Below are 14,211 nucleotides of genomic sequence, written 5' to 3' on the forward strand. Positions count from 1 at the left end.
GCACTTTGAAATTTCATTGTTTAGATAACGAAAGAATATTGACGCACAATGCGGTTCGATTGCGCACTATGCTTAGCTGATCACGGCTAGGTATTCCGGCGAATGCCTTACGCGAGAAACTTGCATCGCATGACCGATATCGATTTTTTTGTAGTCAAACTACGGAGTTCAGGCGACGCAAAGGGCCGTCGCACGGGCAGATGCAAATGCAAATGCAACGGCTACAATGCCACGCTCGCTGACGCCATAAAGCGTGAACCCGGCTTACGCCGGGTTCGGTTCCACTGCTGCAGCAGACCTGGTGCGCGCATACGCATACCGACTTAACCGAAGATGGGCAGCGCGCCGAGCAGCGCAAACCCGAGCACCGCACCGGCCACTGCACCGAGTGCCCGCGCCGGATAGGCCCCTACTCTTGGCAACGTGCGAAACACCGCGCCGATGCCGAACATGCCTGTCACCGCGAACACCGCAAACAACACGAACAGGCTGACCCAATACGCGAAAGCAAAAGATTCGACCATGATCGATGTCCTCAAGGAATGAAGTCCTGGATTTGTAAACATTTAAGGATGGTTGTACAACTGATCGAACTGCGACCGATCGTCGACACCTGCGTCGGCACTCGCGCGCTTGCCCGATGCACTGCGGCCCGTCGTCGATGCGCCATATGACGTGTCACCACCGGTTGCCTCCGCATGGCGTGCCGCATACGCGATAGCCTGGTCCGGCGCGGCATCCGGATAGTGCGCATAGCTTTGCGGATACTGACCGGTGCGCGCAGCGGCGAACAGTTCGGCGCGCACATGCGCCCGCGAGACGTGTTCTGCGTCAGCTGCGTGGCCAAAAAGCGGAACTGCGGCAAACGATGCAATGGCGAGAATCCGGCCTAAGCGCTTCATGATGTTCTTGCTCCTGTTGGGTTACCGTTGTCGACGGCATGGGTGAAGATTACGGCCCAACATGCGCCGCGTGAATCGCATCGCGGCTCAGGAAACTGCTCTATCGAATCACGGCGGTTGCCGCCCCGCATACGATGTTCGTGGCGCCTCGCCCCGCGCGCGGTAGTCGATGCAATTGCCGATACGGCGGCTGCTCGCCGCGGCGATCGAGGCGCTGCGCCAGCCAGTCGTACAACATCGTGGTCGGCACCAATGGCTCCTTTATTTTTACAAAGATGGCTCTCTAACCAGGAGCCAAACCTGACTATAGTCGGCGACATCGGTCGCTCGTGCATGCAAGTCGCGCAGCGCACCCAACCGCGTCACGAGGAGTCTTGATGAGTACCGCCAATTCCGAACTGCAACAGCGTAAAGACGCTGCGACGCCACGCGGCGTCGGTGTGATGTGCGACTTTTACGCGGAGCGCGCGCTCAATGCGGAGTTGTGGGATGTAGAGGGCCGCCGCTTCATCGACTTCGCGGCCGGCATCGCGGTGACCAACACGGGCCATCGTCATCCGAAGATCGTCGCGGCGATTCGCGAGCAGCTCGATCGCTTCACGCACACGGCGTATCAGGTCGTGCCGTACCGCTCGTATGTCGAACTCGCCGAAAAGATCAACGCGCGCACGCCTGGGAAGCACGCGAAAAAGACCGCGTTTTTCACGACCGGCGCCGAAGCGGTCGAGAACGCGGTGAAGATCGCCCGCGCCGCCACCGGCCGCCCGGGTGTGATCGCGTTCACGGGCGCTTTTCACGGCCGCACGATGATGGGCATGGCGCTGACCGGCAAGGTCGCACCGTACAAGCTCGGCTTCGGGCCGTTTCCGCCCGATGTCTTTCACGCGCCCTTCCCGACCCCGCTGCACGGCGTCACGACGGCCGATTCGCTGAAGGCGCTCGAGCATCTGTTCAAGGCCGACATCGATCCGCAGCGCGTCGCAGCGATCATTTTCGAGCCCGTGCAGGGCGAAGGCGGCTTCTACCAGGCGCCGGCGGAATTCGTGCGCGGCCTGCGCGCGCTGTGCGATACGCACGGCATGCTGCTGATCGCCGACGAAGTGCAAACCGGCTTTGCGCGCACGGGCAAGCTGTTCGCGATGGAACACTACGACGTCGTGCCCGACCTCATGACGATCGCCAAGAGCCTCGCCGGCGGTGTGCCGCTATCGGGCGTGACGGGCCGCGCCGAAATCATGGACGCGGCGGCGCCGGGCGGGCTCGGCGGCACCTACGCAGGCAACCCGCTCGCCGTCGCGGCCGCGCATGCGGTGCTCGACATCATCGATAGCGAGGCGCTGTGCGACCGCGCGGCTGTGCTCGGCGAACGCCTGAAGACGACACTGAAAGGACTTCGCGCAGCGGTGCCGCAAATCGCCGATGTGCGCGGCCCGGGCGCGATGATCGCGGTCGAGTTCGGCAAGCAAGGCGCCGCCCACGAGCCCGATGCGGCGTTCACGAAGCGCGTGCAGTCGCGCGCGCTCGAGCGCGGCCTGCTGCTGCTCGTATGCGGCGTCCATTCGAACGTGATTCGCTTCCTGTTTCCGCTCACCATCGAGGATCACGTGTTCGACGAAGCCATCGCCATTCTCGAAGACGTCCTGAAGGAAACCGCAAGCGACGTCAAGTGAACCTGCGTATCGCGATGCAATGCAACGCAATGCGCCGCATCGCTTCGCCCCGATCATCCCGAAGAACACCCGCACATCGTGACGACAATTCAGCTCAAAGATGTTCGCTGCCGCAAGCGAAGCGCTACCTCGCAGGCGAATGGCAGGACGCCGACTCGGGTCCGGGTGTCGGTCGGAGGATGTCGGTCAACATCCGCCCTGCGCGCCGCTAACGCACCAGAAGTTCAAACGGCGCCGGGTCTTCCCAGATGAAATTGCCGTCGGGCTGCCGGATCAGTTCGGGAAAATGGCCCGGCACGATACGATCGGCGCGCTCGAGAATGCGCTGGATCGTGCGCGTACCGACGTCGACTTCGTCGAACGCCATGTCGCAGCGTTTGAGAATCGCTTCTTTCGCGTATTTGATCGCGTCGCCGGCAACGATCACGCGGCCGCGGTCCGCGGTTTCGAGTTCGAGGCCGTAGCAGCCCGGCGTATGGCCCGGCGCCGGGAAGAAGTTGACCCCGGCGTCGAGTTGCCCTTCCCCGCTCAGAAACTCGACCTTCGACTTCGACAGTTGCTCGCGGATCCCCCACGGCAAAAGCTGGTCGTGCGGATGCGGGTGGGCCGCATATTCCCATTCGCGTTCGCTGACCACGAAGCGCGCGTGCGCGAACAGGTCGACGTTGTGCGCATGGTCGAAATGCAGATGCGACAGAAACACCGTGCCGATATCGGCCGGCGCGAGACCGCGATCGGAAAGCGCCTTCAGCAGCCCGAGCCGCGATATGTAGCCGCCCGTATCGAACAGGATCAGGCCGTCTTTGCCTCGAATCAGCGTGACATTAGCGATGCCGAGGAAGTCGTTTTTCAGACGCAGGTTGTTTCCCTGCACGAGAATCTCGTAGGTCGGTTTCATCCGGTCTCCGTTCCGGCTGGGCGGGCGCCATGAACGACGCACTCGTGCGATGCGCGCGCCTGAACGCATCGAGCGGCGGCACGATATGGTCGACGGCGAGTGCGACGAAACCTTCGCGGTCACCGCTGCGCAACTGCTCGATCATCGTCGCGTGATGCTCGCGCGAATGCGTGAGCAGTTGCGGGTCGCCGACGCCGTACCAGCGGATGCCGGTTGTCTCGACCCACAGTTTTTCGATCGTTTCGGCGAGGTACTGATTCGGGCAGGTCGCCCAGATGCGCCGGTGAAATGCGTCGTTGAGCACGTTCACCTGCAGCAGATTGCCCGCGTCGAGTTCGCGGCAATATTGGGCGTGGATCGCCTCGATTTCCGCAAGCGCCTCGGGTTGCGCCGGCATGGGAATACGCAAGGCCGCCTCGCGCTGCAGAATCATCCGGACCTCGTAGATCTGCTCGACCTGGGCAAGCGAGAAATCACGCACGATCACGCCGCGATTGGGCCGCCGCGTGACGAGGCCCATTCCCTCGAGTTGCATCAGCGCTGCGCGCAGCACGTGGCGCGACACCCCGAACTGCGCGCTGATCTCCTCTTCGACGAGCCGCTGATGCGGCCGCAGACGGCCAATGATGATGTCCGTCTTGATGCCCTCGACCAGTTGCGCCGCCTGTGTGTCCGTCCGTGTAACCAAGCCCTCTCCCTCGATCCGTTGTCGTCTGGGCGCTGCCGCAGCACGGCGGGCCCGCTTGCAGACATATGCCGCGCATTCTACCGGGCTCCATGGTTGACAGTATTGGCGTTTACCTTGATCACAATTAAATTGACAAAATTGTCGACAAAATCGAGACTCGGTCTCCGTCGCCTTCCGGCACTGCCGGATTGCAAGCCGAACAAACGCAATAAAAAGGACGCGGAGACATGCTTCGAACGGCCGAAACAAACGGCATCCAGACGCGCTATTCGCTGACCGGCCCGGCCGGCGCGCCGGTCGTCGTGCTGAGCCACGGACTGGCGGCGGATCTGTCGATGTGGCAGCCGCAGCTCGACGTGCTGTCGCACTCGTTCCGCGTGCTCGCCTACGACATCCGCGGCCACGGCGGATCGGGTGCGACGCCCGGCGAATACACGCTCGCGCTGCTCGCGCAAGACGTGCTCGCGCTGCTCGATACGCTCGATATCGACAAGGCTCATTACGTCGGCCTCTCGCTCGGCGGCATGATCGGCCAGCAATTCGGCGCCGCGCACGGCGAGCGGCTTGCGAGCCTCACGTTGTGCGCGACGACGAGCGACGCGCCGAAGGCCTCGTGGCAGGCGCGCATTATCGAAGCGCGCGAGACCGGCGTCCCGCCGCTCGTCGAAGCGACGGTCGACCGCTGGGTCACGCCCGCCTTCAGGCAGTCGCAACCCGAACTGATGGCGCAGATGCGCGCGATGGTCCTCGGCACCTCGCTCGACGGCTATCTCGGCTGCGCCGCGGCGATTCGCGATATGACGATCGCCGCAGGGCTCGGCCGCATCGCGGTGCCGACGCTCGTGATTGCCGGCGCAGCGGATACATCGACGCCGTTGGCCGTGCTCGAGCGCATCGCCAGCTCGATTCCGGGCGCCGAGTTGCAGATCGTCCCGGACGCAGCGCATATGCCGACGATGGAGCGCCCCGACCTGTGCAACACGCTGCTCGAATGCTTCCTGCTCGCGCACTCGCGCGGCTAGTCATCGTCTTTAGTAAGGAGTCCAACCATGTCAGGTCGTCTCTCCGGAAAGCGCATCGTCATCACGGGCGCCATCGGCAATATCGGCAAGGAAGCCGTGCGCAGCTTCGTCGCGGAAGGGGCGCGCGTCGTGATCGGCGATATCGATGAAAACGCTGGACGCGCCGTCGTCGCGGAGCTCGGCGGTGCGACGCATTTCGTCAAGGTCGACGTGAGCAGCGAAGCGAGCGTCGCGAATCTGCTTGCGCAAGGCGTCGAATGGCTCGGCGGCCTCGATGTGCTCGCGCAGAACGCGGGCCTGCAGCGCTCGGGGCCGATCGCGGAATTCAGTCAGACCGATTGGGACGCGCTCTTCGCGGTCAATGCGCGCGCCCATTTCTTCGGCGCGAAACACGCCGTTGCGCATCTGAAACGCTCAGGCAAAGGCTCGATCATCAATATGTCGTCGCTGGCCGGCAAGCGCGGCGGTCCCGGTCTTGTCGCCTACTCGGCGTCCAAGGGCGCGGTGATCGCGTTCACGACGGCGCTCGCGATGGAACTCGCGCCCGACGCGATCCGCGTCAATGCGATCTGCCCCGGCTGGGTCGACACCGCATTCAATCAGCCCGCGATCGACTTCATGGGCGGCGAGTCCGCGCAGCAGCAGAAAATCGCCGCGCTGGTGCCGCTCGGCCGTCAGGCGCGCGCCGACGAAATCGCGCCGCTATTCGTCTATCTCGCGTCGGACGAATCGGCCTACGTGACCGCGCAGTCGTTCGGCATCGACGGCGGTGTCTACAATGGCTGACGCGCTCGCACGGTCCGGGCCCGCATCGTCCGCGGGCGGCGCACCGAAAATTCTCGAGATCGGCGGCATCGCGAAGTCGTATGGCGCGACGGTCGCCGTGCGCCGCGTCTCGTTCGACATCGAACCGGGCGAGATCCACGCGCTGCTCGGCGAAAACGGCGCGGGCAAATCGACGATCGTCAAGGTGCTGTCGGGTATCGTCGCGCCGGACACCGGTTCGCTGACGCTCGACGGCCGTCCGTATGCGCCGGCCGATCCGATGGCCGCGCGCGCGGCAGGCGTCTCGACCGCGTTCCAGGAACTGAGCCTGCTGCCGAATCTGAGCGTCGCCGAAAACCTGATGCTGCCGCGCCAGGCGAAAGGCGCGGCGGGCCTCGTGTCGGTCGCGCGAAGCCGCGAACGCGCCGCCGCGATGCTCGCCGCCTACGGCCTCGCGCATATCCATCCCGGCGTGCCGGTGCGCTCGCTGTCGCTGGCCGAAAAGCAGCGCATCGAGATCATGCGCGCGGTCGCGCGCGAGCCACGGCTCCTCGTGCTCGACGAGCCAACCGCGGCGCTCGCCGATCCGCAATGGCTGTTCGACATTCTCGAGCGCCTCACGGCAGCCGGCACCGGCGTGCTGTACATCTCGCACCGGCTCTCCGAGGTGCGCCGCCTGTGCCGCCGCGGCACCGTGCTGCGCAATGGCGAAAGCATCGAGACCGTGTCGCTGGCCGGCATCGAAGACGCCGGCATCTTCCAGATGATGGTGGGCTCGGCGGCACGCGACGCGCACGCGGCGCGCCACGCGCCCAAAGCATCGCAGCCCGAAGCATTCGGCGTGAGGCACCTCGCCGGCGGCACGGTCGAGGACATCTCGCTGAGCGTCGGCAAGGGGGAAATCGTGGGCGTGGCCGCGCTCGAAGGGCAAGGCCAGCGCGATCTGTTCCGGATGCTGGCCGGGCTCGCGCCGGTGCGCAGCGGTGAAATCCGCATCGACGGCAAGCAGGTGCGCCTCGCAAGCCCTGCGGCCGCCGCGCAGGCCGGCATCGGCTTCGTCCCCGAAGAGCGCAAGACCGAAGGCGTGTTTCTCGGCTTGCGCACCGACACCAACATGACACTGCCGGTGCTCGGCCGGCTCGGCCGCTTCGGCATCATCGATCGCGCGCGCGAACAGGCCGCGGTCGACAGCGAAGCGGGCCGTGTCGATCTCGCGAGCCGCTATCTGAAGCTGAAAATCGGCGCGCTCTCGGGCGGCAACCAGCAGAAGGCGCTGATCGGCCGCGTGCTGATGTCGGGCGCGCGCTATCTGGTGCTGTTCGATCCGACGCGCGGCGTCGATGTCGGCACGAAGGCCGTGATCTACGACGTGATCCGCAACTTCGTCGCGCAAGGCGGCGCGGCGCTCGTCTATTCGACCGAACTGGCCGAACTCATTCATCTCGCCGACCGCTGCGTCGTGATCTACGGCGGGCGCGTGGCCGGCGAAGCGGCAGGCGAGCATCTCTCCGAAGCACGGCTGGTCGCGCTCGCGGCCGGACATGGAGCAAAGATCCAATGAACCACAGCCCCTCCTCTGCCGCGCCGTCTGCCCGCACGGGCCAGACGCTGCGCCCGGATCCCTGGTATCGGCGCACGCTCGGCGACGGCACGACCGTCATCATCGTGATCCTCGCGGTGTTGACCGTGATTTTCGCGGCCACGCAATCGGACGCGCTCAGCGCAACGGTGCTGACCGACATTCTCAACAACAGCCTGCCGCTCGCGCTTGCCGCGGCCGGCGGCACGCTCGTCGTGCTGACGCGCGGCTTCGATCTGTCGGTGGCCGGCGTCGTGTCGCTGACCAATGTGCTGGTCGCCGTGCACGGCGGCAGCGGTCCCGCGGGCGCGCTCGAAGGCGCCGCGATCGCGGTCGCCGCGGGTGCCGCGGTCGGCGCGGTCAACGGCTATCTGGTCGCGTACTGGAACCTGCAATCGATCGCGCTGACGCTTGCGTCGATGATCGTCTGCTCGGGCGTGACGCTGCTGATTCTCGATGCGCCGGGCGGCGACGTATCGGACTTCATGACATACACGATGACCGATCGCATCGGCGGCATCGTTCCGGTCGCGCTCGCGATCGCGGTCGCCGTCTACGCGCTGTGGCGCGTGTTGCGGCGGACCGACTGGGGCGTAGGGCTCTATGCGACCGGCGCCGACGAATCGGCCGCGCTGCTCGCTAGCGTGCCGGTCCGGCGCGTGAAGCTCGTCGCATACATGCTCGCGGGCGTCTGCTACGGGCTGGCCGGCTTCATGCTGACCGCGTTGACGTCGACCGGCACGCCGAACGCAGGCGACCCGTATCTGCTGCTCGTGTTCGCGGCCATCGCCCTCGGCGGCACGTCGTTCGCGGGCGGCCGCGGCGGCGTGGCCGGCTCGATGCTCGGCGCCCTCACGCTCACGCTGTTGCAGAAGGTGTTGTTTTCCACCGGCGTGTCGTCGTTCTACACCGGCATTTTCCAGGGCGTGGTGATGATCGCGGCGGTCGTGGTCGCCGTATTTTTCGCACGCGTCGCCACTCGCGCGGAGGCCCACGCATGACACAAACGCCATTGACCGGCGGCCGGCCCGCCGACACGCGCGATGGTCACCGCGCGCCCGGTTTGCTCGCCCGGCTCGATCGCGACGTGCGCACCGCGATCGCGCTGTTCGCAATCTCGTTCGCGCTGATCGTCGCGTCGCGCGCGCTCGGCCCGAATTTCGGCAGCCTCGCGCAGATGAAGGCGATTCTGGTGATCTCGAGCTTCCTGATGGTGGTCGCGTTCGGTCAGCAGATGGTGATTCTGCTTGGCGGCCTCGATCTGAGCATCGCGTCGATGATGACGCTCGGCGGCGTGCTCGCGTTCAAGTGGATCGGCGCATCGGACGCGGCCGTGGTCTGGGGCGTGCCCGCCATTCTGCTGATCACCGCGGCGCTCGGCGCCTTGAGCGGCATCGGCGTTAGCGTCGTGAAGATTCCGCCGTTCATCATGACGCTGGCGATGGGCGTGATCCTCTACGGCGTCACGCTCGGCTTCACGCAAGGCACGCCAACCGGGCAACCGTCGGCCGCGCTGTCGGCACTGTTCGCGAACACGTCCGCGGGCACGCCGATTCTTTATCTGATGGTGGTGGCGGTCGCGGCCGGCTGCTTCCTGCAGATGCGCACCGGCTTCGGCCGCAAGCTTTATGCGCTCGGCACGAATCCGACTGCCGCCTACGTTGCCGCGCTGCCCGTGCACCGGCTGACGATCGCCGCCTATGCGATCAGCGGCGCGAGCGCGGGACTTGCCGGCATCCTGATGCTCGGCTACGTGCGCGGCGTCACGCTGACGCTCGGCCAGAGCTACCTGCTGCCGTCGGTGGCGGCCGTCGTGATCGGCGGCACCTCGATTGTCGGCGGCCGCGGACTGTATCTCGGCGCCGCTGCCGGCGCCATCCTGCTCACCACGCTATCGACCATCGTCGCCTCGCTCGGCATCGCGCAAGGCTGGCGCACGATCGTCTACGGCGTCGTGATCTTCGTTGCGCTCGTGCTGTTGCGCGACGACCTCGCCACGCTCTTCAAGCGCAGTGGCATTGCCTCGAAATCAACACGATCCTGAAGCACCGCCCTGAAGACCGGGACATCCTAAAAGACATACGGAGGAAACATGAAAATCCGCTTCGCCCTTGCGCAATGCGCCGCCGCGCTAACCGTCGCAGCGTTTGCCGGCACCGCCGCACACGCGCAAACGCCGCCGAAAAAGTACAAGGTCTATCTGAGCATGAGCTACAGCGGCAACGGCTATCAGACCGAGACGTCGAACCTGATCAAGGCACTGGCGGCCACGCCTCCGTACGACAAGCTCGTGGAGCTGAAAACGGTGATTTCGGGCACCGACGTGCAGGCCCAGGCGGCCGCGTATCAAAGCATGGTGTCGGCCGGCGCCGACGCGATCATCACGTTCCCGATTTCATCGACGGGCCTGAACCGCGCGATTCACGAAGCGTGCGAAAAGCACGTGCTCGTGTACACCTACAGCGGCACCGTCACCGAGCCGTGCGCGCGCACGGTCAGCTACATCACGGCGGGCTTCGCGCAAAACACGGCGCAGTGGCTCGTCAACAAGCTCGACGGCAACGGCAATGTGTTCATCGATCGCGGCGTGGCGGGCAATTCGGTCGACAAGATGAATTACGACGGCGCCATGAGCGTGTTCAGGAAATATCCGAACATCAAGGTCGTCGCCGAGTACTACGGCATGTGGAATAGCCAGACGACGCAGCAGGAAACCGCCAAGGCACTTGCCGCGCACCCCGATGTCGACGCGATTTTCGGCGAGAACGGTGAAGATGGCATCGTCGCGGCGCTGCTCGCCAGCGGCCAGAAAAAGCTCGTGCCCGTGACGGGCGAGAACACCAATGGCTTCCGGCTTGCACTCGCGAATCCGGACCTGCGCAAGCGCGGGCTCGACGGTATCTCGTCGGGCGATCCGATCAACGTGTCGGGCTATGCGTTCAAGCTCATGATGGAAGAGCTGACCGGCAAGCGCAAAGTGACCGTGCACAATATCGAGTACCCGCTGCCGTGGGTGCCCGCCGACAAGGTGAAGGTCTGCACCCGCGACTCGTTCGTGAACGGCTGCAACGCATTTCCGTCGACGAAGGTGCCCGACTCGTTCAACACCGAAGTGTTCGATCCGGTGCTGACGCCCGAGTTGTCGCTGAATTCGGCGCTGCACGGCACGCCGACGCCGGGTGCGACGATTCAGCCGCTGCCGGCCAATGTCGTGAGGGAGGCGCCGAACGTGCCGGGCGTGAACTGCCAGCACTGCCAGGCGCCCGCGGATCTGTTCAAGCTGACGAAGGTATCGGCAACCGTCAAGCCTTGAGCGTCGCATGAACCATCGTCGGCATGCCGGGCGCGGCTTTACCGGGCCGCGCCCGGCATGCTGCGAATCGCATTGCCTTTTTCCGTTCGTTGTCTGCTGTCCATGGAGGTCGTTTTCGTGAGCATCCCCGTCTGCGCTCCTGCTCGCCCGCTATCGCGCGCGCCGAAAAGACGGCTGCCGGCCGGCACCGTCGACTGTCATTTCCACGTATTCGGTCCCGAGCAGCAATGGCCGTACGCGCCTGATCGCAGCTATACGCCGCCCGACGCGACGCTCGCCGATTACGAAGCGCTCGCGGACAGCTTCGGCATTGCGCGCTCGGTCATCATCCAGCCGAGCCCGTACGGCATGGATAACCGGCGCAGCCTGCAGGCGATCGCGGACAGCCGTCTGCCGATGCGCGCCGTGCTGGTGGTCGAACCCGACGTCGGCGATAACGATCTCGCCGAATTCCATCGGCTCGGCGCGCGCGGCGTGCGCCTCAATCTGCTGTTCGGCGCAGGCCTCGCGCTCGAAACCGCACAAACGCTCGCGCAACGGATTCGCGGGCTCGGCTGGCATCTGCAATTTCTCGCGGACGTGTCGACGCTTGCGGACCTGACGGGATTCGTGGAACGCCTCGGCGTGCCCGCCGTGTTCGACCACCTCGGCCACGTGCCGGCGCACAAGGGCATTCATGATGCGGGCTTCCGGAATCTGCTCGCGCTGGTTCGCGAAGGACTCGCATGGGTCAAGCTGTCGGGCACCTATCGCAGCACCGGACTTCGCGCGACGCCTTATGTCGATACGCGGCCGTTTATCGATGCGCTGATCGAGGCGAACCCGCGCCAGCTGGTATGGGGTACCGACTGGCCGCATCCGGCCCATCCGGTGCCGATGCCCGACGATGCGGACCTCATCGACCAGTTCGACGAATGGGTTGACGACACGGCCGTGCGACAGTCGATTTTCGTCGACAACCCGGAGCGGCTGTACGGCTTCGATCCCTATCGCCCATAACAGAAGTCCAATCGGGCGAGATCGACACGTCGTCAAATGCCAGGTTTGACGAATCGAAGTCCGATTGCAAGATGCGTTCTCGACAAGTGAAGGCATTCTCGCAGAATGAATAAACGTCGCAGGTTATATTGACGCGGCCACGTCAGCAAAAGCACTTCCTTCGTAACCCCCTCGAGAAGGAATTAACGGTGAACTCCGAAACGTTGAAGCCCACGATCGTGCTCGTGCACGGCGCTTTCGAAGACGCGTCCATCTGGAATGGAGTGATTCAGCGGCTGCAGCGGGACGGCTACCCGGTCGTGGCCTTCGCCAATCCGCTGCGGGGCGTGGGAGTCGACGCGGCGTATCTGCGCAGCATGCTGGACACGATCGAGGGATCGGTGATCCTCGTGGCGCACTCCTACGGCGGCGCCGTCATTACCGAGGCTGGCGCAGACGACCCCAAGGTCAAAGGCCTCGTCTATGCGGGGTCCATTTTGCCCGCGGCAGGCGAACCGCCGCGCGTGTTGATCGAACGCTTCCCCGGCAGCTCTTTCCTCACGTCCACCTATCCGGTTCCCTACACGCTGCCCGACGGCACCAGCGGCGCGTATGTCCTTTACCAGGCGGACAAGTTTCACAGCCAGACTGCCGCAGACGTGACAGATGGCGAAGCCGCCCTGATGATCGCTTCTCAGCGTCCGATGGACATGGCCTGTTTGACCGAGGCGCCGAGGTCGGCTGCCTGGACGAGCAAGCCCACCTGGCAAATCATCACGCTTCGCGATCTCGCTATCCCGCCGGCCGAACAGAAGTTCGAAGCCGAGCGGGCGCAATCGACCGTGATCGAGGTCGACGCTTCGCACGCCGTTACCGTCTCGAACCCGGACGTCGTCGCCGAGGTGATCGTACAGGCTGCCCGCGCAACCGCGGATTGACAGCGCCCCGGTCAGACGACGGCGGATCGCGTACTTCCCCTCCACGCGTCAGCGCGATACCGCGGCGAGGCCGGGCTAAACATCGCCCTGGCTTTCGTGCCAGGCCTCCCGATAAGCCGCAGGCACGTTGACCAACTTGTGCGCCCAATCAAAAAGGCTGTACGAGCAATAGTGCGGCATCGCGGCGATATCGAGGGCCTCCTCGATCGATCGGCCCTCGCCGATGGCTTTGCGCACGGTGCGATCGAGCTCGCGCAGATAGAGCAGCGGGAACTCGATATCCGCGGGACGCATCGGGCGACCGTGGCCCGGAATGATGGTGGCATCCTCGGGCAGGAATTCACGCACCCGGGTCAAGGTTGCGATTGTTTCCTTGTGCCGCCCTTCGAGGAGCCAGGGTAGCGCAGGAGACGGTGCCTGAATCATGTTGCCGACCCACAGCACTTTGGCATCGGGCGCCCATACGACGAGATCGCCGGGCGTTTGCGCGAAGCCGAAGTGACGCACTTCGACCACGCGACCGCCGAGATCGACGCTGAGCATTTCGGGCACGGCGATGTCCGCGGTCCGCGCCTGCACGCGCTCGATGCCCTTCCCCTTGCCCATCAGGCCGATCATGAAGCGGCGATCCTCCTCGAAACTGTCCGTCATGTAGCGCTGGGTCGCCGGATGCTGAATCACAACGGTGCTGTCGGGAAACAGGTAGTTCCCGTAGGCATGGTCGCCGTGATAACTGGTGTTGACGAGAAAACGTATCGGTTTGGCGGTCGCCTCGCGCACCAGTCCGATCAGCTGCGAGGCAAGATCGCCATTTAGCATGGACTCGACGACGAGCACACCGCGCTCCCCAATCACGAAACCGGCGGTGGTGCCGACGTGATCTTTGGCGAGCACATCGTCGGGCATCACCGCGAACACGCCGGGGCCCAGTTCTCTCGAAGTGAGGTTCACTCGCGAAGCATCCCACGGTGGGGCGCTTTCTTTGTCTTTCGTTTCTGTCATACCGTCCCGTCCGCATGGAATTCACCGCTTGCCGACGCCGACTCGCACGAGCTTTGCGAAGACGCTCTTCTGTTCACGTGCAAACTGGCAATGGATACCCGAAGATATCCGTTGCAACAGCTGTTCATGTCACGTTTCGCACTCTCATCGAGCGTGAAAGTGCGGACGGTCGAATTGAACAAGCCACGCCGGCGAGTGTGACCGGGGGACGCGCGCTTCGCCAACCGCGGCGAAGCGCATCGCCGCTTACAGCGAGTAGTACAGTTCGAATTCGACCGGGTGCGTGGTCATACGCACGCGCTGCAGTTCCGCTTCCTTCAGTTCCATGTAAGCGTCGAGCATCGCATCCGTGAACACACCGCCGCGCGTCAGGAATTCACGGTCCTTGTCGAGCGCTTCGAGCGCCTGGTCGAGGCCGGCACACACGGTCGGGATCTTTGCATCCTCTTCCGGCGG

The 14,211-nt window shown here is 64.6% G+C and carries 14 protein-coding genes and 1 pseudogene; 9 read left to right on the forward strand and 6 right to left on the reverse strand.

Annotation, left to right across the window (positions count from 1 at the left end):
* Nucleotides 1-323: 323 nt before the first annotated feature.
* Together QYH69_RS27895 and QYH69_RS27900 are read right to left on the reverse strand one after the other, a co-directional pair.
* The gene (locus QYH69_RS27895; RefSeq protein ID WP_308834951.1) at nucleotides 324-524 is read right to left on the reverse strand and encodes a hypothetical protein; all 201 of its coding nucleotides are present in this window, start codon (nucleotides 522-524) and stop codon (nucleotides 324-326) included.
* Nucleotides 525-566: 42 nt separating this feature from the next.
* On the reverse strand, nucleotides 567-902 hold the full coding sequence (locus QYH69_RS27900; protein ID WP_308834952.1) for a DUF4148 domain-containing protein: 336 nt from the start codon (nucleotides 900-902) through the stop codon (nucleotides 567-569).
* Nucleotides 903-1,279: 377 nt separating this feature from the next.
* Here QYH69_RS27900 and QYH69_RS27905 point away from each other — a divergent pair, with 377 nt between their 5' ends.
* Complete coding sequence (locus QYH69_RS27905) at nucleotides 1,280-2,572, forward strand: 4-aminobutyrate--2-oxoglutarate transaminase (RefSeq protein ID WP_308834953.1); 1,293 nt, start codon at nucleotides 1,280-1,282, stop codon at nucleotides 2,570-2,572.
* A gap of 208 nt (nucleotides 2,573-2,780) precedes the next feature.
* On the opposite strand, the gene QYH69_RS27910 is transcribed toward QYH69_RS27905, so the two are convergent.
* Entirely contained in the window at nucleotides 2,781-3,470 is a 690-nt protein-coding gene (locus tag QYH69_RS27910; protein WP_308834954.1) for an MBL fold metallo-hydrolase, read from the reverse strand.
* A complete protein-coding gene (locus QYH69_RS27915) occupies nucleotides 3,397-4,158 on the reverse strand; it encodes a GntR family transcriptional regulator (protein WP_308834955.1) in 762 nt (253 codons plus the stop codon). The genes QYH69_RS27910 and QYH69_RS27915 overlap by 74 nt, the downstream gene beginning before the upstream one ends.
* Before the next feature lie 227 nt (nucleotides 4,159-4,385).
* Here QYH69_RS27915 and pcaD point away from each other — a divergent pair, with 227 nt between their 5' ends.
* From pcaD to QYH69_RS27955, 8 genes are all read left to right on the forward strand, one after another.
* A complete protein-coding gene (gene pcaD / locus QYH69_RS27920; RefSeq protein ID WP_308834956.1) occupies nucleotides 4,386-5,180 on the forward strand; it encodes a 3-oxoadipate enol-lactonase in 795 nt (264 codons plus the stop codon).
* Nucleotides 5,181-5,207: 27 nt separating this feature from the next.
* Nucleotides 5,208-5,966, forward strand: coding sequence for an SDR family NAD(P)-dependent oxidoreductase (locus tag QYH69_RS27925; RefSeq protein ID WP_308834957.1), 759 nt, complete (start codon nucleotides 5,208-5,210; stop codon nucleotides 5,964-5,966).
* Nucleotides 5,959-7,506, forward strand: a complete 1,548-nt coding sequence (locus tag QYH69_RS27930) for a sugar ABC transporter ATP-binding protein (RefSeq protein WP_308834958.1) — start codon at nucleotides 5,959-5,961, stop codon at nucleotides 7,504-7,506. Before QYH69_RS27925 ends, QYH69_RS27930 begins: the two co-directional genes overlap by 8 nt.
* Nucleotides 7,503-8,525: an ABC transporter permease gene (locus QYH69_RS27935; RefSeq protein ID WP_308834959.1), complete on the forward strand. Its 1,023-nt coding sequence runs from the start codon at nucleotides 7,503-7,505 to the stop codon at nucleotides 8,523-8,525. The genes QYH69_RS27930 and QYH69_RS27935 overlap by 4 nt, the downstream gene beginning before the upstream one ends.
* Nucleotides 8,522-9,568, forward strand: a complete 1,047-nt coding sequence (locus QYH69_RS27940) for an ABC transporter permease (protein WP_308834960.1) — start codon at nucleotides 8,522-8,524, stop codon at nucleotides 9,566-9,568. The genes QYH69_RS27935 and QYH69_RS27940 overlap by 4 nt, the downstream gene beginning before the upstream one ends.
* A gap of 48 nt (nucleotides 9,569-9,616) precedes the next feature.
* Nucleotides 9,617-10,837: a sugar ABC transporter substrate-binding protein gene (locus tag QYH69_RS27945; RefSeq protein ID WP_308834961.1), complete on the forward strand. Its 1,221-nt coding sequence runs from the start codon at nucleotides 9,617-9,619 to the stop codon at nucleotides 10,835-10,837.
* A gap of 117 nt (nucleotides 10,838-10,954) precedes the next feature.
* Nucleotides 10,955-11,836, forward strand: coding sequence for an amidohydrolase family protein (locus QYH69_RS27950; protein ID WP_308834962.1), 882 nt, complete (start codon nucleotides 10,955-10,957; stop codon nucleotides 11,834-11,836).
* Nucleotides 11,837-12,024: 188 nt separating this feature from the next.
* A complete protein-coding gene (locus QYH69_RS27955; protein WP_308834963.1) occupies nucleotides 12,025-12,753 on the forward strand; it encodes an alpha/beta hydrolase in 729 nt (242 codons plus the stop codon).
* A gap of 75 nt (nucleotides 12,754-12,828) precedes the next feature.
* On the opposite strand, the gene QYH69_RS27960 is transcribed toward QYH69_RS27955, so the two are convergent.
* On the reverse strand, nucleotides 12,829-13,755 hold the full coding sequence (locus tag QYH69_RS27960; RefSeq protein ID WP_308834964.1) for an MBL fold metallo-hydrolase: 927 nt from the start codon (nucleotides 13,753-13,755) through the stop codon (nucleotides 12,829-12,831).
* A 246-nt stretch (nucleotides 13,756-14,001) separates the two neighbouring features.
* Nucleotides 14,002-14,211, reverse strand: a pseudogene (gene glnA / locus QYH69_RS27965) (glutamine synthetase); the annotation flags it as partial.

This window comes from Paraburkholderia sp. SARCC-3016 (genome assembly GCF_031119615.1).
GTDB lineage: Bacteria > Pseudomonadota > Gammaproteobacteria > Burkholderiales > Burkholderiaceae > Paraburkholderia.

Excerpts from the sequence above, each read along its gene's own strand:
- QYH69_RS27940 (WP_308834960.1), top strand. The coding sequence starts at position 8,522 with ATGACACAAACGCCATTGACCGGCGGCCGGCCCGCCGACACGCGCGAT.
- QYH69_RS27895 (WP_308834951.1), bottom strand. The coding sequence starts at position 524 with ATGGTCGAATCTTTTGCTTTCGCGTATTGGGTCAGCCTGTTCGTGTTG.
- QYH69_RS27930 (WP_308834958.1), top strand. The coding sequence starts at position 5,959 with ATGGCTGACGCGCTCGCACGGTCCGGGCCCGCATCGTCCGCGGGCGGC.
- QYH69_RS27960 (WP_308834964.1), bottom strand. The coding sequence starts at position 13,755 with ATGACAGAAACGAAAGACAAAGAAAGCGCCCCACCGTGGGATGCTTCG.
- QYH69_RS27925 (WP_308834957.1), top strand. The coding sequence starts at position 5,208 with ATGTCAGGTCGTCTCTCCGGAAAGCGCATCGTCATCACGGGCGCCATC.
- QYH69_RS27910 (WP_308834954.1), bottom strand. The coding sequence starts at position 3,470 with ATGAAACCGACCTACGAGATTCTCGTGCAGGGAAACAACCTGCGTCTG.
- QYH69_RS27905 (WP_308834953.1), top strand. The coding sequence starts at position 1,280 with ATGAGTACCGCCAATTCCGAACTGCAACAGCGTAAAGACGCTGCGACG.
- pcaD (WP_308834956.1), top strand. The coding sequence starts at position 4,386 with ATGCTTCGAACGGCCGAAACAAACGGCATCCAGACGCGCTATTCGCTG.
- QYH69_RS27935 (WP_308834959.1), top strand. The coding sequence starts at position 7,503 with ATGAACCACAGCCCCTCCTCTGCCGCGCCGTCTGCCCGCACGGGCCAG.
- QYH69_RS27945 (WP_308834961.1), top strand. The coding sequence starts at position 9,617 with ATGAAAATCCGCTTCGCCCTTGCGCAATGCGCCGCCGCGCTAACCGTC.
- QYH69_RS27900 (WP_308834952.1), bottom strand. The coding sequence starts at position 902 with ATGAAGCGCTTAGGCCGGATTCTCGCCATTGCATCGTTTGCCGCAGTT.